Here is a 21045-nt window from a genome sequence, read left to right as displayed (position 1 = left end):
CGGGACACGGGGTGAAGAAACCCGCCGAAGAACCGGCTACACACAAGGGACGTATGAACAACGCAGTGAACAACGGGGTCTGGTCCGGGACCTGGGTCGCCCAGCGGCTCGGGCTCGAACTCGAGGGCGACGACAACCTGAGCGACCTGCTGGGGCTGGCACTGCGCCGCAACCCCAAGCGGGCCCACCTGCTGGTGTCGAACGTCCTCGGCAAGCACGTACCGCAGTCGCCGTCCGTGGTCTACGGCTACGGCTTCGCCCTCGGCCGACGGGTGCGCGACCTGCTCGGCGACGAGGAGGCGGGCAAGGCGGTCGTCCTCGGCTACGCGGAGACCGCCACCGGCCTCGGCCACTGCGTCGCCGACGGCCTGGGCCTCGCCCCCTACCTGCACTCCACCCGACGCCCGGTCCCCGGCGTGGCCCGGGCGGGCGGCTTCGAGGAGTCCCACTCGCACGCCACCTCCCACCTGCTGCTCCCCGAGGACCCGGCGCTGCTCGTCGGCGACGGCCCGCTGGTCCTGGTCGACGACGAGTTCTCCACCGGCAACACGGTCCTCAACACCATCCGGGACCTGCACGAGCGGTATCCGCGCGGACGGTACGTGGTCGTCGCGCTCGTCGACATGCGCTCGGCGGCCGACGCGGGCCGTCTGGCCGACTTCGCGCGGGAGATCGGCGCCCGGGTGGACCTGGTGGCGGCCGCCTCCGGGACCGTGCGGCTGCCGGAGGGGGTGCTGGAGAAGGGGCAGGAACTGGTCGCCCGGCACGAGTCGGTCGCGGTGCCCGCACAACGCTCGTACGGCCGGATCCAGCGTGTCGACCTGGTCTGGCCCCGGGGTCTGCCGGACGGCGGCCGGCACGGCTTCACGCCCCGGCACCGTATGCGCCTGGAGGCCGCCCTGCCCACGATGGCGGCCCGGCTCGCCGAGGCGATACCCGGCGACGCCCGGCGCGTCCTCGTCCTCGGCTTCGAGGAGCTGATGTACGCACCGCTGCGGCTGGCCCGCGAACTCGAACAGGTCGTCGCCGCCGACATGGCCGCCGAGGTGCGCTACTCCACCACCACCCGCTCGCCCGTCCTGGCCGTCGACGATCCCGGCTACGCGATACGCAGCCGCCTGGTCTTCCCCGCCCACGACGACCCGGCCGACGGCCTTGGCGAGCGCTACGCCTACAACGTCGCCGGCGCCGGCTTCGACGCCGTCGTGGCGGTCGTGGACTCGGCCGCCGACACGGCGGAGCTGCACGCGCCGGGCGGCCTCCTCGCCCAGCTCGCCGCGCACGCCCCGCACGTCCTGCTCGCGGTCGTGCCCTCGTACGTCCCCGAACCGCTGTACGTACCCGAAAGGCCCGCCATGCTGCCCGAGCCTCTCCGCGGCCCCGCCTTCTCCTCGTACCCGCCCGAGGAGGTCGGCTGGCTGCTCCAGGACCTCTCGGACGTGACGCTGGAGGCGCCGACCGAGGAGCGCGAGGAGGCCATCCAGAGCGGCGGCGCGCACTACGCCGAGTCGCTGCCGGTGGAGTACCAGCCGAGCGAGCAGTACCAGGAGCTGTTCCACGCGGCCCTGGAGACCTCGGCGGCCCGCATCGCCCAGGCCGTCGGCGTGGTCACGGAGACGGTGATCGCCGAGCGCTCGCCGCGCCCGGTGCTGGTCTCGCTGGCCCGTGCGGGCACGCCGGTCGGTGTCCTGATGCGCCGCTGGGCCCAGTACCGGCACGGCCTCGACCTGCCGCACTACGCGGTGTCGATCGTGCGCGGCCGGGGCATCGACGCCAACGCGCTGCGCTGGCTGGCCGCCCACCACGACCCGTCCGACGTGGTCTTCGTCGACGGCTGGACCGGCAAGGGCGCCATCACCCGTGAACTCGCCGACGCCATCAAGGAGTTCGAGGAGTTCGACGGCATCACCGGCTTCGACCCGGAGATCGCGGTCCTGGCCGACCCGGGCTCGTGCGTGCGGACGTACGGCACCCGGGAGGACTTCCTCATCCCGTCCGCGTGCCTCAACTCCACCGTGTCGGGCCTGATCTCGCGGACGGTGCTGCGCGCGGACCTGGTGGGCCCGCACGACTTCCACGGCGCCAAGTTCTACCGCGAACTCGCCGGCACGGACGTCTCGGTGGACTTCCTCGACGCGATCGCCGCACGCTTCGGCGAGGTGGTGGACGCGGTGGACGCGGCGGCCAAGGAGCTGCTGTCCACCGACCGCACCCCGACCTGGGAGGGCTGGGCGGCCGTCGAGCGGATCAGCGAGGAGTACGGCATCCACGACGTGAACCTCGTCAAGCCCGGCGTCGGCGAGACCACGCGGGTGCTGCTGCGCCGGGTGCCGTGGAAGATCCTGGCCCGGGCCGGGGCGGGCGCCGACCTCGACCACGTACGCCTGCTGGCGGAGCAGCGAGGGGTGCCCGTCGAGGAGGTCGGCGAACTTCCGTACACCTGCGTGGGGTTGATCCACCCCAGGTACACGCGCGGTGCGACGGGTGCCGACGGCAAGGCGGTGGCCCTGTGATGCCGGTACTGGTGGCGAGTGACCTCGACCGTACGCTCATCTACTCCGCGGCGGCTCTGGCGCTGACCATGCCCGACGCGCGGGCACCGCGGCTGCTGTGCGTGGAGGTGCACGAGAGCAGGCCGCTGTCGTTCATGACGGAGACGGCGGCCGGACTGCTGACGGACCTGGGCGACGCGGCGGTGTTCGTGCCGACCACGACCCGGACGCGCAAGCAGTACCAGCGGATCAACCTGCCGGGTCCGGCGCCGACGTACGCGATCTGTGCCAACGGCGGGCATCTGCTGGTGGACGGCGTGTCCGACCCGGACTGGCACGCGCAGGTCACCGCGCGGCTGGCCGACGAGTGCGCGCCGCTGGCCGAGGTGCAGGAGTACCTGGCGCGCACGGCGGACCCGCTCTGGCTGCGCAAGCAGCGGGTCGCCGAGGACCTGTTCGCCTACCTGGTCGTGGAGCGCGAGCTACTGCCCGAGGAGTGGGTGAAGGAGCTCGCGGCCTGGGCGGAGAACCTCGGCTGGACGGTGTCGCTCCAGGGCCGCAAGATCTACGCGGTGCCGAAGCCGCTCACCAAGAGCGCGGCCGTGCGCGAGGTCGCCCGCCGCACCGGCGCCGACCTCACCCTCACCGCCGGCGACTCCCTGCTGGACGCGGACCTGCTGCTCGTCGCGGACCAGGGCTGGCGCCCGGGGCACGGCGAGCTCGCCGAGGCGAACTGGACGGCCCCCGAGATCACCGCGCTGCCCGAGCGGGGCGTGCTGGCGGGCGAGCGCATCCTGCGGGAGTTCCTGCGGGTGGCGCGGCCCTCGCACCGGCCCTAGGACGTCCTGGACGTACGTCAGCTGCAGCAGCCTCCGCCGCAGCATCCGCCCCCGCCGCCCGCCCTGGGCGCCGGGGCCGGGGCGCCGGCGGAGCCGCCCACGGCGACGGTTGAGAGAAGTTTCACTGTGTCGTCGTGTCCGGCCGGGCAGCTCGCCGGCGCGGAGGACTCGGCCATGGGACGGCTGAGTTCGAAGGTGTCGCCGCAGGTCCGGCAGCGGTACTCGTAGCGAGGCATGTGCCCAGGCTAACGGGCGGGAACGTTAACTTGAGCTCTTAGTTTGCTGTGCGATCACTTCTGTCCGTTTCTCGTGCGGAGAATTTGCAAAGATCGCTGGTAATTTGTCAGAGCCGCGATGAGCCGCAGGACTTCGACCGGGTCCTGGTCCGGCAACACAGGGGGGATCGCAGCCGCTGACGCGGCAGCTGTGTCGACCCGCGCGAGCACCACGGAGTGCGGAGGGAGACGCAGTTGTGACCGAGGATGGGCAGGGGGCGGAGGCCCAGGGCGACGGCCGGCGCCCACACGGTCGCCGCGCGGCACCGAAACGTTCCCGGCGGCGCGGTGCGGAGGGTGAGGCACCGGCCGAGGAACCCCTGGCGTCGGACGTCACCATGCAGCTGCGGTTCGAGCCGCCGCCACCGTCGGACGTCACCATGCAGCTGCGGTTCGAGCCGCCTCCGCCCGCGGACGCCACCATGGAACTGAGGGTGGTCCAGCCGTCGGAGCTGCCCGCCCGGCCCGCCGAACGCCGCAGGACACCGCCGACCTCCGCCCTCGCCCGCCTCACCGCCGCCGCAGGGCCGTTCCTGGCCTCACTCGTCCGGCTTCTGGCCCCGATCGGCCGACGCCTGGCCCCCCTCACCCAGCGCCTGGCGCCGTACGCCCGCAAACTCAGGCCGCAGTACCCGCGCCCCGGCCGCACCGACTGGCGCCGCTGGATACCCTCCTGGCGGCAGTCGGTGGGCGCCGTGCTGTCGGCCGTGGGCCTGACCGGCGCTCTTCTGGTCGTCGCCTACGCCGCCACCGACATACCGCAGAACCTGAACACCTACGCCACCCAGCAGGACAACGTCTTCTTCTGGTCCGACGGCACGCCCATGGCCCGCACCGGCTGGGTGCAGCGGCAGGACATGCCCCTGAAGGACATACCCGAGGACGTCCGCTGGGCGGTGCTGGCGGCGGAGAACGCGAGCTTCTACTCCGACCCGGGCATATCCGTCTCCGGCATCGGGCGCGCCCTGTGGAACACGGTTGGCGAGGGGGACACCCAGGGCGGCTCCACCATCACCCAGCAGTACGTCAAGAACGTCTATCTGAATCAGAACCGGACGGTCAGCCGCAAGCTCACCGAGGCGATGATCGCCCTCAAGCTCGACAACCGGATGAGCAAGGACAAGATCCTCGAGGGCTACCTCAACACCAGCTGGTTCGGCCGCGGCACCTACGGCATTCAGCGCGCGGCCCAGGCCTACTACGGCAAGGAGGTCGGCGAGCTCAACGTCAGCGAGGCCGCCTTCCTCGCCTCCCTGCTCAAGGGCGCCGGCCTGTTCGACCCGTCGCTGAGCAAGGCCAACCACGCGCGCGCCGTGGAGCGCTGGGGCTGGATCCTCGACCGCATGGTGGACATCGGCAAGCTGTCGCCCACCGAGCGGGCCAAGTACAAGACGTTCCCCGAGCCGCTGAAGCAGTCCCGGACCTTCGACACGGGCAAGCAGAGCGACTACCTGGTGGAGCTGGCCGAGCAGTACGCCAAGAAGGCCGCCGGCATCTCGGACAAGGACTTCGACCTGGGCGGCTACCAGATCTACACGACCTTCGACCGCGAGCGGGAGACCGCGCTCACCGACGCCGTCGCCAAGGCCCGCAAGGAGGCCAAGGAAGACGACGCGGGCGCCGCGAAGACCGCGCACTACGGTGCCTCGTCGGTCGCCGCCGACGGCCGGATCCTCGCCGTCTACGGCGGCCCCGACCACCGTACGCAGGGCTACAACGAGTCCAACGCCACCACGGTCCCGGCCGGCTCGGCCTTCACTCCCTTCGTCTACGCCGCCGGTCTGGAGAACGGCATCCACAAGACCCGCGACGGCTCCGCGACCCCGGTGACCGCCGAGTCGCTCTACGACGGCGACGACGCCGTACCCGTCACCACGCCGGAGGGGCCCTACTGGGACCGCAGCGGCAAGAAGGTCGCCGCCCACAACGACGGCAAGAAGTCCTACGGCCAGATCAGCCTGCACCAGGCGCTCGCCGACTCCGTCAACACGCCGTTCATGCAGCTCGGCATGGACACCGGCCTGGACAAGGTGCGCAGCACCGCGGAGGCGGCCGGCCTGCTCTCCTCCAGCTTCGGCGCGCAGGTGCCCGCGCTGTCCCTGGGCAACTCCACGCCCAGCGCGATCCGCATGGCGAGCGGGTACGGGACGTTCGCCGCGGCGGGCACACACGTCGAGCCGTACTCGGTGAGCCGGATCACCCGCAACGGCTCCAAGGTCGTGCTGAAGAAGCCCGCGTCCCGGCGCGCGGTGAGCGCGAAGGTGGCCGAGGAGGTCCAGTCCGCGCTCACGGACGCCTTCCGCATCGCCCATCCCACGGCGGCCACCGCCTCGGCGCAGGTCGCGGGGAAGATCGGCACCACCCAGGACGACACGGCTCTCTGGTACGTCGGCACCGCCAAGTCCGTGTCGACCGCCGTCGTGGTCTACCGCATCGATCTGGCCAAGAGCCTTGAACCACTGCCGCTGAAGGGGATCGCGGGCACGGCCGCCGACAGCGTCCCGTACGACATCTGGTCGGGCGCCATGAGTCCGCTCGGCTGACCCCCGGCACCGGGCACCCGCACCCCCCACCCCCCTCGGAGAATGAGCCGCGCATGAATGCACCGTCCGGCCGCCGCCGCAGAGGCCGCGCACCGCGCCGCACCACCAGCCCCGGTTTCCTCACCCTGACGGTCCTCCTGGTCGCGGCGTCCCTGGTCGCGGGCTACCTGGTCCTCACCCGCTCCGACAGCACCGCCCCGACGGCGTCCTCCGGGGGCGCCAAGGCGGCGACGCCCAAGGCGAGCGAGTCCCCGTGGGACGGGAAGACGAAGGTGCTCGGGGACGGCTCCACCTCCTATACCGGCCCGCAGACCGGCGAGTTGAAGGCAGAGCCGCTCAAACCGGGCGAGAAGCCACCCCAGTTCGTCGTCTTCTCCTGGGACGGCGCCCTCCAGGGCGACGACGAGCTCTTCTCGCACTACCGGGAGCTGGCCAAGGAGTACAACGCCCATATGACGTTCTTCCTCACGGGCATCTACCTGCTGCCCAAGAGCAAGAAGAACCTCTACAACCCCCCGCAGCACCCCCAGGGTTCGGCCGCGATCAGCTACCCCACCGACGAGCACATCCGCACCACGCTGGAGCAGCTCGGCAAGGCCTGGGAGGAGGGCAACGAGATCGGCACCCACTTCAACGGCCACTTCTGTGGCGACAAGGGCGGCGGCGACTGGAGCGTCGATGAGTGGAAGAGCGAGATCGACCAGTTCTACGACTTCGTGGAGAACTGGAAGACCAACACCGGCTACACCGACATCTCCCCGCTGCCCTTCGACTTCAAGAAGGAGGTCACCGGCGGCCGCGCACCCTGCCTCGAGGGCCAGGCGAACCTGCTGAAGGCCATCAAGAGCTACGGCTGGAAGTACGACGCCAGCTCGGCCGGCGACTTCCAGATATGGCCCACGAAGAAGAACGGCATCTGGGATTTTCCGCTCCAGATGCTGCCGTACGAGGGCGGCAAGTACCAGGGCCTGTCCATGGACTTCAACTTCCTCTACAACCAGTCCGAGGGCGAGACCGAGGGCGACGCGGCCAAGTACCCCGAGTGGGAACAGGAGACCGTCGACTCGTACATGGCCGGCTTCAACCGCGTCTACTACGGCAGCCGGGCACCGCTGTTCATCGGCAACCACTTCGAGGACTGGAACGGCGGCATCTACATGAAGTCGATCGACCAGGTCATCAAGAACGTGTGCACGAAGAAGGGCGTCAAGTGCGTGTCCTTCAAGGAGTTGGCCGCCTGGATGGACGTGCAGAAGCCCGAGACCCTGGAGAGCCTGAGAAGCCTGGACCCGGCGCAGTCCCCGGACTGGTCGACGGTGGTGAAGTAACCAAACCTCAACCGTATCCCTCTTCACAGGAACCACACACTGCGTGCGAAGATTCCGTTCCCGGCGTTCCCCAGTGCCGGGGTAGAGGGGAAACATCAGTGAAGTCAAGGAAATTGAGCCGCACGCGCCGCCGCGCCACCATATTCGGGGCGGCCGCCGCCTCGGTCGTAGCCGGTGTGGCGCTGCTGCCCAACTGGAGCGCCGGCGCAGCGGTCGTCGACGACCCCACGGTGGACGCCAAGACGAAGGCCACCTTCCAGCGGCTCGCGGACGCGGTCTTCACCGACCGCACGGACGCCCTGGTCGACGGCGAACAGGGCGACCGCGCGAAGCCGTTGACCAACGGCTTCTCCGGGGACGTCCGGCTGTCCTCCGGACAGGCCCGCACCGAGGACGCGGCCCTGTCCACACTGGACCACCGCAAGGACCGTCTCGCGAAGCTCGGCGAGAAGTACAGCAAGGCCGGCACGACCGTCACCCTGGACGCCACGAGCGTGAAGGGCCGCAAGGCCAAGGTCGCGGTCACCGAGACCACGACCCTCACCTACGAGAAGGTCCGCGGTGACGAGCCGAGGACCACCGGCTTCCAGGCCCACCACGAGCTGACGTTCACCGCCGACCGGCAGGGCGACTGGCAGCTGACCGGCATCCGCGACACCGACCAGGGCGGCCTCGCCGTCAACGCGGTGGCCAAGCCCTCCGTCAAGGCCACCACCGCGGACGACACCATGCCGTCGGCCCCGCGCGCGGCGACCACGAAGCCGGCTCCGGCCAATCCCAAGACCCTCACCGGCACCGCCCTGGACTACAAGGCCATGGCGGCGTACGCGGAGAAGTACTGGAGCACCTACAACAAGGACTACCCGGACTACAACGGGCACGGGGCCGGCGGCGACTGCACCAACTTCGTCAGCCAGTCCCTGAAGGCGGGCGGCTGGAAGCACGTCCCCGGCTACGTGTACGACTACACCAAGTGGTTCGGCAACGCCGACATCCAGTCGGACTCGTTCGTCGGCGTCAACGAGTGGTCCTGGTTCGCCCAGAACTCCAAGCGGACCACCAGCCTCGCCAACGTCTACCAGCTGGACGTCGGCGACGTGCTCCAGATGGACTTCGACAACGACGGGTCCAAGGACCACACGATGATCGTCACCTACCGCAGCCCGCAGGGCGTGCCGTACGTGACGTACCACTCGAACAACACCTATCGCCGCTCGGTGGCGAGCCTCGTCGCTTCGTACCCGACCGCCGCGTACTACGCCTACCGCACCTGATCCGACCGCGCCCGCCGGGCCGCTCCGCGCGGCCCGGTCGGGATGGTGGGGGCGCCAGTACGGGTTGTCGTGCCTGCCGGACTCAGGGCCACTCAGTGGCCCGAGCCGCGTTCCTCCCGGATCTGCGAGACCACCCGTGCCACCGACTGCCGCACCGCTTCCGTCTCCGTCAGGAAGTGCCAGTAGTCCGGGTGGCGGCCCTCCAGCGTTCCGATCGCCCGCTCCAGACGGGCCACCGAGTCGTCCAGCGGCCGGGCATGCCGGGGGTCCGGCGTCGTACGCCCCGACATGGCCAGCCGCTGCGCGTCCCGGATCGCGAACCGGGTCCGCTCGATCTCCCGCTGCGGGTCCTTCTGCACGGCGTTCAGCCGCGTCAGCCGGTCACCGGCGGCCGACACGGCCTCGTCGGTGGTGTTCAGCAGCGCCCGCACGGTGGACAGCAACGCGGTCGCGTCCGGCCAGCGCTGCGCCTCCCGCGCGGCCTGCGCCTCCTTCAGCTTCGCCTCGGCCTGCCGTACGTTCTCCGCGGCCTGCTCCGGCACACGCTGGAGGTCCTGCCAGCACGCGGCAGAGAACCGCCGCCGCAGCTCGCTCAGCACCGGGTCGACCTGCCCGGCACGGGTGGTCAGGGCCTGCGCCCGGGTCCGCAGCGACACCAGCCGGTGGTCGATCTCGGCGGCTTTCTCCGGCAGCCGCCCGGCCTCCGCGCGGATCGCCTCGGCCTCCCGGGAGACCCGCTCGGCCCGCTCCAGCGTCTGCGGGACGCCGTGCTGCCCGGCCCCCTGGTTCAGCCGCGTCAGCTCCGGCCCGAGCGCGGCGAGCCGCGCGGCCAGGTCGTCCGCCCTCAGCCCGGTCCCCCGTACGCCGTCCAGGGCGTTCGAGGCGCCCAGCAGCGCCTGCCGGGCCCGCTCGACGGCGGGCGCGAGCCGGGCCAGCTGGGTCTCGGCCTTCCCGAGCAGCGGCCCGAGCCCGTCCGTGAACCGGTCCAGCTCCTGCTTGGCTCGGTCGAGTTCGTCCTTGGCCCGGGTCAGCTCGGTACGGGCCTGGGCGGCGGCGGACGCCTCCAGGTCGTCCCGGTCGAGGTCGTGCGAGTCGACCGCGCCGATGTACTGCTGACTGGCCTCGTCGATCCGTCTGCCGATCGCCTCGAAGTCGGCGACCGCGCGCCGGGCGGCCGGCGAGGCGTCGACGGCAGTGATCGTCTCGATGGAGATCCGCAGATCGCGCTGGGCGGTGTCCAGCTCGTAGAACGCGGCCGCGGCGGCGTCCTTCGCGGCCTGCGCCTCCGCCCGCTGGCTCTCCGCTCGCCCGCCGAACCAGCGCCGGGTACCGCCGCCGGCGAACGCGGCAGGCAGCGCGAGGGCGACGACGAGCGGCAGACCCATCAGGGTCAGCGTGTCCCGGAGTGGTCCGTGTCGCACGGGACGGGGCGCCCCCGGCACCGACGGCGAGTACGGCTGTCCTGGTGTCGCCGTCACATCCCTCTCCCGTGCTGTGATCCGCCCTGCCCGGTGTCATTCTCCCACCGGTTAAGGACGAACACACGGGCCGGTCAGTTCGCGGTCCGGACCGTGACTTTCCCGTCGCCGCTGCGGGACTCCACCAGGTCGGCCGACCGTACGGACCACATCAGCCGCGATACGCGTTTGCGGGGCAGTACCCCGGGCAATGTAGGCTGTCGACTCGTCCTGGGTGCGTAGCTCAGGGGTAGAGCGCCTGCCTTACAAGCAGGATGTCGGCGGTTCGAAACCGTCCGCGCCCACCAGGACCGGCGTGAGCGTCGGTGTGAAGGCCCCCGCAGAGGTTGCGGGGGCCTTTCGCGTGTCCGGGACGGGGTTCGTCCTAGGATGTCGCCGTGATCCGTCCCGAGCAGCACGTCCCGCGACCGCCCGTGCGGTGGTGGCGGGCGGTGTGCCTGCTGGGGCTGCTGGCCGGCCTGCTGGGCATGCACGGGCTGGCTCCCGGTGGGGCGATGGCGGGGCATCCTCATGACCGTCCCATGACGGCCGCTGCCGCTCCTGCCGCCGTTCACGACGGCTGTTCCGGCGAGGGCGGCGGGCACTGCGGCGGCGGACACGTCACGCACGCCGACGCGACCTGCGCCTCGGGTGCGGTGAGTGGTGGGCCGGCGCTGCCCGCCCTTGTCCCCGACCCGGTCGCCGTGCCCGTACGGGCTGATGCCGTGTGTTCGTACGCGGCTGCCGACCCGGGCGGTGCCCGCGCGCCGCCTTCCCTGGCCGAACTGCAACTCCTGCGGATTTAGAGACACCCGCGCCACGTCACGACCTGACGTGGCGCATCGGCGTTTCCAGAATCCTTTTCTTCCACAGGAGTTCAAGCATGAGCAGCACCATCCGTACCCTGACGCGCCGGACCGCCCTCGTGGCCGCGACGGCCGTCGCCGGGCTCGTCCTCGCCGCCTGCGGCGGTGACGGCGGTGACGGCGGCAGCGGTCACGCGGGCCACGGCTCCGCGTCCGCGAGCGCCGCCACCACGGCCGGCGCGCACAACGCCCAGGACGTCACCTTCGCGCAGGGCATGATCCCGCACCACCAGCAGGCACTGGAGATGGCCGCACTGGCCGCGGACCGGGCCTCGTCCGCGCAGGTCAAGGACCTCGCCGCGCGGATCGAGAAGGCGCAGGACCCGGAGATCACGACGATGACCGGCTGGCTGAAGACCTGGGGCGAGGACGTGTCCCACGACGGCATGTCGGGGATGACGAGCCAGGACGGCATGGGCGGCATGGCGGAGGGCGACATGGCGAAGCTGGAGAAGGCCTCCGGCGAGGCCTTCGACACCATGTTCCTGACCATGATGGTCGAGCACCACAAGGGCGCCGTGGAGATGGCCACGACGGAGAAGGACAAGGGCGAGTACGGCCCGGCGAAGGCCCTCGCCGACGACATCGTCACCGCGCAGAACGCCGAGATCGAGGAGATGGGCGAGCTCCTGCGCAAGGACTGAGCGGGTTACTCGGCGCTCTCCCCGGGTGGAGCCTCGTGCGCGTGCTTGAGCCGCGTGCGGGCCTCCACCCGGTCCCCGGCCGCGACCTCCGCCCAGAACCGGTGACAGCTCACGAACACCGCGAGCTCGTGTTCGCGCTGCCGGAGCTTCTCCACCTCGGCCTGTTCGTCGGCCGTCCAGCCGGGGGAGGCGGGACGTTCCACCTTGCGCCAGCTGTTGTCGTCGCTGAAGCCGTCCAGGGGCTCGACCGACCAGGGGAGCCGCTTCAGCAGGGCCGACAGCTCGGCCCGGACCTGATGCAGCTCCTCCTGGCCGGTGCGGAGGTCACTGGGGAAGTCATAGGTCGTAGCCACGCGGCAATGCTACGCCTGTTCGATTTTGCGGAGCGAGTTTCTTCGGGAGGTTCATGCGAACGGGTGTTCCGAATAGGTGTTCGGTGTGGGTGTTCCCCCTCCGTGGGTCAGTGCCCGGCGTCTGTCAACTCCCGTACCAGGCGGGCAGTCACGGGTACGGAGACGCCGTGCCGTTCGGCCGCCCGTAGCAACGCCCCGCCGATCGCGTCGAGTTCGAGCGGGCGGCCCGCCTCGGCGTCGCGCTGCATCGACGACTTGGTCGGGGGCGGGAAAGCGTCGTAGCGGGCGAGCGCCGCGGCCGGGTCCGCGGGGCCGCCGCAGGCGCGGCTGACGGCGGCCGTCTCCGACACCAGGGCGGTCAGCTCGTCGCGGTGGTGGGTGCGTACGTCGCCCAGGGGGAGGCCGTAGCGGGTGGTGAGCAGGGCGAAGGGGGCGAGGAACGACATCTTCGCCCACAGCGCGGCCGCCTCGTCGGGCAGGACGCGGGTGGCCGGGCCGGCGGCGGCGAAGGCGTCGGCGAGCGTGTCGAGGCGGGCGCGCGGGACCAGGTCGCCGGTCAGGTCGACCTCCGCGAACGGGCTGCCGTGTTCGATCACGCCGGGCGCGAGGCGGGTCGACTCGATGCGGATGACGGCGGGGGCCACGCGGTCGGGGCGGTAACGGGTGCGCAGGGTCGCCGGGTGTTCGACACCGTTGAGGAACGGTACGAGGAGGGCGTCGCCGAGGGCCGGGGGCGCGACCCGGGTCAGGGCCGCGTCGAGGGCGGTGTGCTTGACGGCGATCAGGCAGGCGTCGACCGGTTCGCGCAGCTCGGTGTCCGCCTCGACGGAGGCGGTGAAGTCGCCGAACAGTCCGCTGCGGACGCGGATTCCGTCCGTACGGAGGGTGCGTGCCGTCTCGTCGCCGGCCAGGCAGATCACGCGGTGTCCGGCGCGGGCCAGCAGTGCGGCGAGCAGGCCGCCGATGCCGCCCGGGCCCAGTACGGCAACCGTGAGTTCGTCGTTCGCCATGATGTGGTTGTCCTCTCGTCGGTCGGCCCCGGGAATGGTGGCCGCCTCGGAGAGGATCATCGCAGAGACTCCGTGCGGGACTTGGGCGCGGAGGGCCACACTGGAGGCATGTGCCGCAGCATCAAGACGCTCCGTCCGCCCGCGTTGCCCGAGGAGGCCACGGAGGAGGAGATCCGCGCCGCCGCCCTGCAGTACGTGCGCAAGGTCTCCGGTTTCCGCGCCCCCGCCGCCCACAACCAGGAGGTGTTCGAGCACGCCGTCGACGCGATCGCGCAGGCCACGGCCGAGCTTCTCGGCGGGCTGGAGATCCGGGGGCAGGCGGTCCGGCAGGCGAGCTGATCCGAAGGGCGGGCTGACCGGAAACGGTGGGCTGGTCGAAAGGCGAGCTGATCCGAAGGCGGGCGGGACCTACGCCGGCTTCCGGCGCATCAGGTAGGCCGCCCCCGCGCCCGCGCCGAACAGTGCCAGTACCGACACGCCCGTGGCCAGCCAGGTCGCGCCCAGCCAGTGGGCGCCGAAGTAGCCGAGGGCGACGCTGTAGATCGCCCAGGAGAGGCCGGCCAGTGCGGACCAGGGCAGGAAGTCGCGGGCGCGGTGGTGGGCGGCGCCGGCGCCCAGGGAGACGAGCGAGCGGCCGGCCGGGGCGAAGCGGGCCAGTATGACCAGGGCGCCGCCGCCGCGGGCGAGGGCCGCGCCGAGACGTTCCTGCGCGGTGCGCAGCCGGCGGGAGCGGGCGATCGCGCGGTCCAGGCGTTCGCCGCCGAGCCAGGCCAGACGGTACGCCGCCAGGTCGCCGAGGACCGAGGCGGTGGCGGCGGAGAGCGTCAGGAACAGGATGTCGGGGACCCGGCCCGGCACCTCTCCGGCCGCGGCGCCGGAGCCCGCGGCCGCCGCCGTCGCGGCCGTTATCACCAGGACACCGCTCGGCAGCAGCGGTACGAACACGTCGAAGAGGACCGACACGGCCACCATGGCGTAGATCCATGGACTGCCCGTCAGCGCCCCCACATCCTCCAGCACTGCGACTCCCCGCTACTCCCCCGTGGGCCCAACCGTGCCGCGACGTCGCGAGGGAGCGGCAGGGGCGGCCATGACAGCCATCCAGCGTACGCCTGGGGTGTGACAGGGGAGTCGCAGGGGGCTCATGGGTTCTAGGAGGGGGCATGAATCGCACAATCGTCTACAAGCAGCAGGAACGGTGCATATCGATGTTGTCAGGAGTGTGTGCCGTCGCCGTCGCCGCCGGCCTCCTCGCGGCCGTCCCCGGCGCCGGGGACGCCGAGGACTACTGGATGCGGGCGGAGGCGCGGTTCGCGCCGCCCACCGCCTTCATCCGCTCGGCCGCGGTGACGTACGAACCGGACCTGGTCCCGGCCGCCTCGTGGATCCGGGTGAGCCAGCGGACCGTGCCGAGTGGCGCCACGACCGTCGAGCTGCGGGTGAGCGGCGTGCGGCCCGGGCACGAGTTCGGCGTCCAGGTGCACCGGAGGCCCTGCGGGGCCGCCCCGGCCGCCGCCGGTGGTCGCTACCAGCACGCGCCGGGCAGGGGTGCGGACCACGTCAGTGCCGCCAACGAGGTCTGGCTGGACTTCACCGCCAACGGGCGCGGCGCGGGCCTGGCGAGCGTCCGGCACGACTGGGGCTTCCGGCAGGGCGAGGCGTCCTCGGTCGTCATTCAGGACGCGCCGGGGGCCGGGGGAGTGCCGGTGGCGTGCTTCACCGTGCCGTTCGGGTGGGTCGCCGGGACCTCCTGAGGCCCGCGGACGCGGGACGGCGCCCTCCCTCGCGCACGTGCGGGGAGGGCACCGTCGTTCATGCGGTGCGTCGGGTCAGGCGGTGACCGGCGTCTGCTCCGGCGCCCGCTCGCCGTGCGTCGCCGTGCGGCGGGCGAAGAGCTGGTCCAGGCCGAAGGCGCCGGAACCGGTGAAGACCAGCAGCAGGAACGCCCAGCAGAACATCACCGACGGCTCGCCGCCGTTCTGGATCGGCCACAGGGCGTGCTCCTGGTGCACGTTGAAGTAGGCGTACGCCATGGAGCCGGAGGAGATGAACGCGGCGGCGCGGGTGCCGAGGCCGAGCAGTACGAGGCCGCCGCCGGCGAGCTGGATCGCGGCCGCGTACCAGCCGGGCCAGGTGCCGGCCTCGACAGTGCCGCCGGTGCCCGCGGCGCCGCCGAGGACGCCGAAGAGCGAGGCGGCGCCGTGCACGGCGAAGAGCAGGCCGACGACTATGCGGAAGAGGCCGAGGGCGTATGGCTGGGTGCGGTTGAGGCGAGCGGACATGTGGGGGTGCTCCTTCGGTTGCGGTCGGGCCGGTCCGGGGCGGACCGGTCGGTGGGGGCGGCGATACCGAATGAGCAACCCAGGTTAGGAGAACCTAATTCATGCTTGCAAGTTCAACATTTGGCCATCGCTCGGGTTCCGTTTGCGGCTCCGCTTCCGCTCCCGCCGCACGTAGAGCCGCTCTCGCCACCGCGTCGGCATCCGAAAGAGTGACCGAATCCACCCCGGGCCTGGCTCCCGCCGCGGTCACCCAGTGCACGCCCTCCGTGGGTACTCCGAAGGCGAACCTCCTTGTGTGCGGCCGACCTTGACGGTCGATCAGGTGGTACGGGCGCTGTGTCACGTCCAGTCCCCCCGTCTCGTAGCCGTCGACCGTGTGCGGGCGGCACCGCCCGGTCTTCAGCAGCCGGGCGAGGAGGTCGTCGGAGGTGCGGCGCAGGTCCGGTTCCGGAAGCCGGGCCTCTATGAGGGTGGTCACACGCACCGCCGAGCCCGGCACGTCAGGGGAGTGCGCCACCCAGGCCCCGTCCTCGCACCGCACCTGGAGCCGCGGCCCGAGCACCTCCACCACGCCCGCCTCCAGCAGGGCCGCGAGCTCCTCGACGCGGCGCCGGGGCGGGCCGATGGACAGGAAGGCGTTGAGCGGGGTGTACCAGCGGTCGAGGTGGTCCCGTCGGGAGGGGCCGGTCAGTCCGCCGTGGTCGACGATCAGCCGGAGCTCGTTGCGCAGGTCGCGCAGCACGTCCAGGGCCGCCTTCAGGGGGCCGCGCACATTGCCCAGGGCGGCCTGCGCGGCGTCCTCGCGCAGATACGACAGCAGCCAGTCGCGCCACTGCCCGGGGTGTGCGAAGTCCCGTTCCGTATACGGGCGGGAGATCCGGTCCCAGCACCAGCGGTCGGCGGCCGGCACCCCGAACTCGTCGAGCAGCAGGGCCTCTCGGGGGTCGCCGTGGGGGACGGCGAGGAAGCGCTCGGCGAAGTCGGGGCGGTACGCCGGCGGTATCAGCGAGGTGCAGTACACCGTCTCCACCTCCTTCGCCACCAGCGGCCATATCTCCGCCAGGAAGTCGGGCGCCTCGCCGGAGTCCGCCCGCTTGCGGAAGCCCGCGACGACTTCCGGCGTGAGCACCAGCGGGGTGTGGCGGCCGTACGGGCCCTTGGCGTTGTCGCCGCGCGCCTGGTACGGGATGCCGCGCCGGGAGGCGGCGTACAGGCGCGGCTCGCGGCCGGAGGGTATGTACCGCAGCCGCCCACTGCGGGCATCGTGGACGAACCGGCCGCCCCGGCCGGCCGTCAACAGGGACATGTGGTCGAAGAAGTTGAGGCCCAGGCCCCGCAGCAGCACCGGTTCGCCGGGCGCGAGCCCGCGGAGGTCGACGTCGGCCGGGTTGGCGGGCGGGACGTGGCGTAGGCCGTGGCGTTCGGCGTACGCCGACAGGCGCTGCTGTGTGCCGTCCGCGGCCGCCGGCAGATGGCCCTGGGCGAGCACCACGGCCGACAGGGCGGGCAGCACGCGGCCGTTGTCGAGGGTCAGCACCTGGCGGCCGTCGGAGGCGTCGTCGAGCCGTACGGCGCGCGCCCGGTGCGTCTGCACGCGCACCGCGTCCGGCGCCTCCCGCACCGCCTTCGCGAACACCCACTCCAGATAACGGCCGTAGGCGGCGCGGGTCGGATAGTCGTCCGGACCCAGCGCGCCGTCCGCCCACTCGTACAGGCTGGGTCCCGGGCGGACCGGGCCCGAGCAGTCCACGCTGTCGTCGGTGAACAGGGTCACCTGGCAGGCCACGGTGTTCATCAGCAGCTCCGCCGACTGCGCGGTGCGCCAGACGCGGCCCGGGCCCGGCGGCGCGGGGTCGACGACGTGCACCGTCAGCCGTACGCCGGGCGGCAGCAGCTCCGGCGCGGAGGCGCAGAGGCGTTCCAGGACGCTGGTGCCGCGAGGTCCGGCGCCGACCAGCGCGACGGAGACCGAGGTCGCGGCCGGACCGTCGGAACCCTCGGGACCGTCGGCGTTCTCCGCGTTCGCTGCAGACGTGGGGGACAAGGAGTAACTCCCGGGCGTGTGGGGCGCAAATGGAGCAGACCGCCCAGGGGAAGCGGACGGCCCGCCTCATCATGCCGTCGGACGCCACGGAAGCCAACGCGTGCCCCACACGCCCCGGATGCCCCTCATGTGCGGGTCAGGACGGACTCCTCCACGGTCCTCAACTCCCCGTCCGCCCGCGCCTGGTCCAGCCGCAGCGACGCCGAACGCCCGCGCAGCGTCAGCGTCATCAGCTGGTTGCCGAACCACGGCCCACCGGTTCTGCGCCAGTCGACGGAGGGGTGCGGGCAGCGGCCGTGCCGGGCGAAACGGCGGCCGAGGAGCCGCGCGACGGCGCTCCAGCCGAAGCGGAAGCCCAGCCGTATCGACAGGGGGATGGAGTTGTGGACGGGCGAGCAGGTCAGTTGCAGCACGCGGGCGTCCGGTCCGGCGCCCTCGGCCCGCGGTGCCTTCGATCCCCGCAATGCCCTCGATCCCTGTGATGCCCGCGATGCCCACGACGGCTCGGCGACGTACGCGTGATGCACGTCTCCGGACAGCACGAGCACCGTCGCCGGTGCCTGAGCCCCCGAACCGGCCTCGGCGATCAGCTCCGTCAGCGCCTCGAAGGACGCCGGGAACGCCGCCCAGTGCTCCAGGTCGGCCCGCTGCCGCAGCCGCTCCCCGAACCGCGCCCACCGCTCGCCCCGCTCACCCCGGCACAGCGCCGCGTCCCACGCCTCGGCGTCATGCACCAGGTGCGGCAGCAGCCAGGGCAGGGAGGTGCCGATGAGGAGGTGGTCGCAGGACTCGGGCGCGTCCAGCGCCTGCGCCCGCAGCCACTGAGCCTCCCCCGGGTCGAGCATCGCGCGCCCGCCTTCGTCGAGGACGCGGGCGGCCCGGGTGTCCACCATCAGCAGCCGTACGCGGCCGAAGTCGCGCCGGTAGCTCCAGCGCACGGAGGCCGGGTCGGCGTCGGCGCGGGCGGCGAAGGCGCGCAGCACTTCGGTGCCGTCGGGGGTGTCGCGTACGGCCGCGTAGAGGGCGTCGGTGGCGAGTTCGGCCGGGGAGAGGTTGCCCAGGTGCTGGTGCACCCAGTACGACATCAGGCCGCTCAGCACCCGCTCCTGCCACCAGCAGGTCGCCCGCATGCCGGCGAGCCAGGCGGCGGAGGTGTTCCAGTCGTCGATGACGTCGTGGTCGTCGAAGATCATGCAGCTGGGCACGGTGGAGAGCAGCCAGCGCACCTCGGGGTCGAGCCAGGACTCGTAGTAGAGCCGGGTGTACTCCTCGTAGTCCGCGACCTCGGCACCCGGGGCCTCGCGCAGGTCGCGGCGGGCGGCCAGCCAGCGGCGGGTGGCGTCGGAGATCTCGTCGGCGTACACCTGGTCGCCCAACAGCACCAGTACGTCGGGCCGTTCGCCGCCCGGACCGGCGGTGATCCGGGCGGCCAGGCTGTCCAGGGCGTCGGGGCCGGCCGGGTCCTTCTCGTCGGCGGGCGGTGCGGCCCAGCGGCAGGAGCCGAAGGCGACCCGGACGTCGTCCCCGGCGCCGGGGGAGCGGATGACCGAGGGCGGGTAGGGGGAGTCGGGCAGCGGCCACACGCGCGTGCCGTCGAGGAGCAGCTCGTACGACGGTGAGGTGCCCGGTATGAGCCCGGTCACCGGTATCAGTGCGTAGTGGTGGCCCTCGATCTGGAAGGTGCGGGAGGTGCCACCGGCGCCGGTGGCGCAGCGCACCTCGGCGGTGCATGGGCGGCTCGCCTCGATCCAGACGGTCGCTGACGAGCCGTCGGCGTACCTCAGCAGTGGTCCCAGGCGCAGTTCCGCCACGGTGATCGCCCTCCTCCGTCGCCCCGTACGGTACGGAACGACGGAGGGGAGCGGGGAGGTTCCGGCGCGGACCGAGCGAACCGGCTTGGATCAGCAGCCGTTGAGGACCGAGCTCAGCTTGGTCTTCTCGGCGGAGTCGACCTTGAGGTTGTAGTAGTACTTCACCTGGACCCAGGCGCGGACGTAGGTGCAGGCGTACGAGCTGAGCGAGGGCATCCACTCGGCCGGGTCCTGGTCGCCCTTGGACTGGTTGACGTTGTCCGTGACGGCGAGGAGCTGCGGGCGGGTCACGTCGTTGGCGAAGGCCTGGCGCTGCGCGGTGGTCCAGGCGCTGGCGCCGGAGTCCCAGGCCTCGGCCAGCGGGACGAGGTGGTCGATGTCGACGTCGGAGGCGGCGGTCCAGGTGGCGCCGTCGTAGACGGAGTACCAGCTGCCGCTGGTGGCGGCGCAGGCGGAGTCGGTGACGACGTTCGAACCGTCCCGCTTGAGGATGTACTCACGGGTGTTGCAGGTCCCGCTGATGGTGATCCAGGTCGGGAACAGGTCCCGGCTGTAGCCGGTGCGGTTCTCGGTCGCCACGGTGAGGGAGGCGAGGTAGGTCCGGGCCGTGGCGGCGCTGACCGGGGTGGGGAGGGCGGCGGAGGCGGTCGGGGAGTTGAAAAGTCCGAGCGAGGCTATGAGGCCGGTGAACGCGGCGAGTATGCTCACTCGTCGACGCGCGTAGAACTTCGGCATGCGAACTCCCTTGGGGTGTGGGGGCGTTGAGGTGCGGCGAGGGAATGCTCGCGACGCCGCATTGCGGGGAGGTGTGCGGTGGGTAAGAAGCTAGTGACGTGTGCATGACACAACAAGAGCCGTGGCGTACTTTCGTGGGACTTTCGGCCATGGGGGCTGGTTGAAGCGTCACGTACTATGGATGGAGCAGAAGGGGAGTAGCTCTTCGCCGGACCGTCGACATACTGCTCAGCTCGTCTGAGCCGGCGCCCGGAGGCAGACCTCGATCACGGGGTCGGCCAGCGAGACCTTCGGCAAGCAGTGCAGGCCCGTGCCGTACCGGCATGGGTGCCGTGTGCTGCCGTGCCGAGGTGTCGCGGAAACGCAGAGCGCAACACTCTCGGTGGGGCAGCCCCGACCGATTGAGGAACCTTGATCAGCTTCACCGTGACGGCGCTCGTCTTCGGCGTCGTCTTCCTGGCCGAACTGCCGGACAAGACCGCGCTCGCCGGCCTCGTCCTCGGCACCCGCTACCGCGCCTCCTACGTCTTCGCCGGCGTCGCCGCCGCGTTCGCGCTGCATGTCGCGCTCGCCGTCGCGGCGGGCAGCGTGCTGACGCTGCTGCCGCAGCAGATCGTGCACGCGCTGACGGGTGTGCTCTTCCTCGGTGGTGCCGCGGTGCTGCTGCTGAAGAAGGACGACGGTGACGAGGAGATCCGCAAGCCGGAGAACCAGTCCTTCTGGAAGGTCGCCGGAGCGGGCTTCATGCTCATCCTGGTCGCCGAGTTCGGTGACCTCACCCAGATCATGACGGCGAACCTCGCGGCCCGTTACGACGACCCGCTCTCCGTCGGCCTCGGCGCGGTGCTCGCGCTGTGGGCGGTGGCCGGGCTCGGCATCGTCGGCGGAAAGGCCCTGATGAAGAGGGTTCCGCTGGCGCTCATCACCAAGATCGCGGCGCTGCTGATGCTGGCGCTCGGCGTGTGGAGCCTGTGGGAGGCGGTCGCGGGCTGAGCCCGGGCGAGCTGAACTTCCGGTGAACGCTTTCCGGGGGGTGGTAGCGGGATGCGGGAATCGTTTTGTACCGTAGAGAAACAAAGTGGCTCCCGCCCG

The 21045-nt window shown here is 71.6% G+C and carries 19 protein-coding genes and 1 tRNA gene; 11 read left to right on the top strand and 9 right to left on the bottom strand.

Annotation, left to right across the window (positions count from 1 at the left end; genetic code table 11):
- The first annotated feature begins 53 nt into the window (after nucleotides 1–53).
- Nucleotides 54–2513: a phosphoribosyltransferase gene (locus tag ABT114_RS36265; protein ID WP_351147366.1), complete on the top strand. Its 2460-nt coding sequence runs from the start codon at nucleotides 54–56 to the stop codon at nucleotides 2511–2513.
- A complete protein-coding gene (locus ABT114_RS36260; protein WP_351147364.1) occupies nucleotides 2513–3331 on the top strand; it encodes an HAD family hydrolase in 819 nt (272 codons plus the stop codon). Before ABT114_RS36265 ends, ABT114_RS36260 begins: the two co-directional genes overlap by 1 nt.
- Nucleotides 3332–3348: 17 nt before the next feature.
- Here the strand turns inward: ABT114_RS36260 and ABT114_RS36255 are convergent, their stop codons facing one another.
- Nucleotides 3349–3567 (bottom strand): FmdB family zinc ribbon protein, encoded by a 219-nt coding sequence (locus ABT114_RS36255; protein WP_351147363.1) that lies wholly within the window; start codon nucleotides 3565–3567, stop codon nucleotides 3349–3351.
- A 377-nt stretch (nucleotides 3568–3944) separates the two neighbouring features.
- On the opposite strand from ABT114_RS36255, the gene ABT114_RS36250 reads away from it, so the two are divergent.
- The 3 genes from ABT114_RS36250 to ABT114_RS36240 all read left to right on the top strand — a co-directional run bounded on the left by ABT114_RS36250 (nucleotide 3945) and on the right by ABT114_RS36240 (nucleotide 8751).
- Entirely contained in the window at nucleotides 3945–6149 is a 2205-nt protein-coding gene (locus tag ABT114_RS36250; protein WP_502988452.1) for a transglycosylase domain-containing protein, read from the top strand.
- Nucleotides 6150–6202: 53 nt separating this feature from the next.
- Nucleotides 6203–7477, top strand: coding sequence for a polysaccharide deacetylase family protein (locus ABT114_RS36245; protein ID WP_351147362.1), 1275 nt, complete (start codon nucleotides 6203–6205; stop codon nucleotides 7475–7477).
- A gap of 113 nt (nucleotides 7478–7590) precedes the next feature.
- Nucleotides 7591–8751 carry an amidase domain-containing protein gene (locus tag ABT114_RS36240; protein ID WP_351147360.1) on the top strand — a complete coding sequence of 387 codons (1161 nt, stop codon included), beginning with the start codon at nucleotides 7591–7593 and terminating at the stop codon, nucleotides 8749–8751.
- Nucleotides 8752–8843: 92 nt separating this feature from the next.
- Here ABT114_RS36240 and ABT114_RS36235 read toward each other — a convergent pair whose 3' ends face one another.
- Nucleotides 8844–10229 (bottom strand): hypothetical protein, encoded by a 1386-nt coding sequence (locus ABT114_RS36235; protein WP_502988450.1) that lies wholly within the window; start codon nucleotides 10227–10229, stop codon nucleotides 8844–8846.
- Nucleotides 10230–10441: 212 nt separating this feature from the next.
- On the opposite strand from ABT114_RS36235, the gene ABT114_RS36230 reads away from it, so the two are divergent.
- From ABT114_RS36230 to ABT114_RS36220, 3 genes are all read left to right on the top strand, one after another.
- Nucleotides 10442–10516 (top strand) — tRNA-Val (locus ABT114_RS36230).
- 90 nt (nucleotides 10517–10606) lie between these two features.
- Nucleotides 10607–11014 carry a DUF6153 family protein gene (locus ABT114_RS36225; RefSeq protein WP_351147358.1) on the top strand — a complete coding sequence of 136 codons (408 nt, stop codon included), beginning with the start codon at nucleotides 10607–10609 and terminating at the stop codon, nucleotides 11012–11014.
- A gap of 77 nt (nucleotides 11015–11091) precedes the next feature.
- Nucleotides 11092–11718: a DUF305 domain-containing protein gene (locus ABT114_RS36220; protein WP_351147356.1), complete on the top strand. Its 627-nt coding sequence runs from the start codon at nucleotides 11092–11094 to the stop codon at nucleotides 11716–11718.
- A gap of 5 nt (nucleotides 11719–11723) precedes the next feature.
- Here the strand turns inward: ABT114_RS36220 and ABT114_RS36215 are convergent, their stop codons facing one another.
- Together ABT114_RS36215 and ABT114_RS36210 are read right to left on the bottom strand one after the other, a co-directional pair.
- A complete protein-coding gene (locus ABT114_RS36215) occupies nucleotides 11724–12071 on the bottom strand; it encodes a DUF8825 domain-containing protein (RefSeq protein ID WP_351147354.1) in 348 nt (115 codons plus the stop codon).
- Between the two features lie 107 nt (nucleotides 12072–12178).
- Nucleotides 12179–13081 (bottom strand): ketopantoate reductase family protein, encoded by a 903-nt coding sequence (locus ABT114_RS36210; protein WP_351147462.1) that lies wholly within the window; start codon nucleotides 13079–13081, stop codon nucleotides 12179–12181.
- A 108-nt stretch (nucleotides 13082–13189) separates the two neighbouring features.
- On the opposite strand from ABT114_RS36210, the gene ABT114_RS36205 reads away from it, so the two are divergent.
- On the top strand, nucleotides 13190–13420 hold the full coding sequence (locus ABT114_RS36205) for a DUF2277 domain-containing protein (RefSeq protein WP_351147353.1): 231 nt from the start codon (nucleotides 13190–13192) through the stop codon (nucleotides 13418–13420).
- Nucleotides 13421–13489: 69 nt separating this feature from the next.
- Here ABT114_RS36205 and ABT114_RS36200 read toward each other — a convergent pair whose 3' ends face one another.
- Nucleotides 13490–14101, bottom strand: coding sequence for a DedA family protein (locus ABT114_RS36200; protein ID WP_351147352.1), 612 nt, complete (start codon nucleotides 14099–14101; stop codon nucleotides 13490–13492).
- A gap of 143 nt (nucleotides 14102–14244) precedes the next feature.
- Between ABT114_RS36200 and ABT114_RS36195 the strand changes: the two genes are divergently transcribed.
- Nucleotides 14245–14835 (top strand): superoxide dismutase family protein, encoded by a 591-nt coding sequence (locus tag ABT114_RS36195; protein WP_351147350.1) that lies wholly within the window; start codon nucleotides 14245–14247, stop codon nucleotides 14833–14835.
- Between the two features lie 75 nt (nucleotides 14836–14910).
- Here the strand turns inward: ABT114_RS36195 and ABT114_RS36190 are convergent, their stop codons facing one another.
- The 4 genes from ABT114_RS36190 to ABT114_RS36175 form a co-directional block, all read right to left on the bottom strand.
- The gene (locus ABT114_RS36190; protein ID WP_351147348.1) at nucleotides 14911–15363 is read right to left on the bottom strand and encodes a DoxX family protein; all 453 of its coding nucleotides are present in this window, start codon (nucleotides 15361–15363) and stop codon (nucleotides 14911–14913) included.
- A 94-nt stretch (nucleotides 15364–15457) separates the two neighbouring features.
- Nucleotides 15458–17320: an FAD/NAD(P)-binding protein gene (locus ABT114_RS36185; RefSeq protein ID WP_351147460.1), complete on the bottom strand. Its 1863-nt coding sequence runs from the start codon at nucleotides 17318–17320 to the stop codon at nucleotides 15458–15460.
- Between the two features lie 212 nt (nucleotides 17321–17532).
- Entirely contained in the window at nucleotides 17533–19218 is a 1686-nt protein-coding gene (locus ABT114_RS36180) for an alkaline phosphatase D family protein (RefSeq protein ID WP_351147347.1), read from the bottom strand.
- Between the two features lie 90 nt (nucleotides 19219–19308).
- On the bottom strand, nucleotides 19309–19953 hold the full coding sequence (locus tag ABT114_RS36175) for an HNH endonuclease family protein (protein WP_351147345.1): 645 nt from the start codon (nucleotides 19951–19953) through the stop codon (nucleotides 19309–19311).
- Between the two features lie 411 nt (nucleotides 19954–20364).
- Here ABT114_RS36175 and ABT114_RS36170 point away from each other — a divergent pair, with 411 nt between their 5' ends.
- On the top strand, nucleotides 20365–20946 hold the full coding sequence (locus ABT114_RS36170) for a TMEM165/GDT1 family protein (protein ID WP_351147343.1): 582 nt from the start codon (nucleotides 20365–20367) through the stop codon (nucleotides 20944–20946).
- The last annotated feature ends 99 nt before the right edge of the window (nucleotides 20947–21045 follow it).

This window comes from Streptomyces sp. NPDC002088, assembly GCF_040296605.1.
Classification (GTDB): Bacteria; Actinomycetota; Actinomycetes; order Streptomycetales; family Streptomycetaceae; genus Streptomyces.
Note: the sequence above shows the minus strand (reverse complement) of the source record. Positions and strands in the feature narration are given on the sequence as shown.

Bases quoted from the DNA above. Each gene is read 5' to 3' on its own strand.
- ABT114_RS36265 (WP_351147366.1), top strand. From the start codon at position 54: ATGAACAACGCAGTGAACAACGGGGTCTGGTCCGGGACCTGGGTCGCC.
- ABT114_RS36260 (WP_351147364.1), top strand. From the start codon at position 2,513: ATGCCGGTACTGGTGGCGAGTGACCTCGACCGTACGCTCATCTACTCC.
- ABT114_RS36255 (WP_351147363.1), bottom strand. From the start codon at position 3,567: ATGCCTCGCTACGAGTACCGCTGCCGGACCTGCGGCGACACCTTCGAA.
- ABT114_RS36250 (WP_502988452.1), top strand. From the start codon at position 3,945: ATGCAGCTGCGGTTCGAGCCGCCGCCACCGTCGGACGTCACCATGCAG.
- ABT114_RS36245 (WP_351147362.1), top strand. From the start codon at position 6,203: ATGAATGCACCGTCCGGCCGCCGCCGCAGAGGCCGCGCACCGCGCCGC.
- ABT114_RS36220 (WP_351147356.1), top strand. From the start codon at position 11,092: ATGAGCAGCACCATCCGTACCCTGACGCGCCGGACCGCCCTCGTGGCC.
- ABT114_RS36210 (WP_351147462.1), bottom strand. From the start codon at position 13,081: ATGGCGAACGACGAACTCACGGTTGCCGTACTGGGCCCGGGCGGCATC.
- ABT114_RS36205 (WP_351147353.1), top strand. From the start codon at position 13,190: ATGTGCCGCAGCATCAAGACGCTCCGTCCGCCCGCGTTGCCCGAGGAG.
- ABT114_RS36195 (WP_351147350.1), top strand. From the start codon at position 14,245: ATGAATCGCACAATCGTCTACAAGCAGCAGGAACGGTGCATATCGATG.
- ABT114_RS36190 (WP_351147348.1), bottom strand. From the start codon at position 15,363: ATGTCCGCTCGCCTCAACCGCACCCAGCCATACGCCCTCGGCCTCTTC.
- ABT114_RS36175 (WP_351147345.1), bottom strand. From the start codon at position 19,953: ATGCCGAAGTTCTACGCGCGTCGACGAGTGAGCATACTCGCCGCGTTC.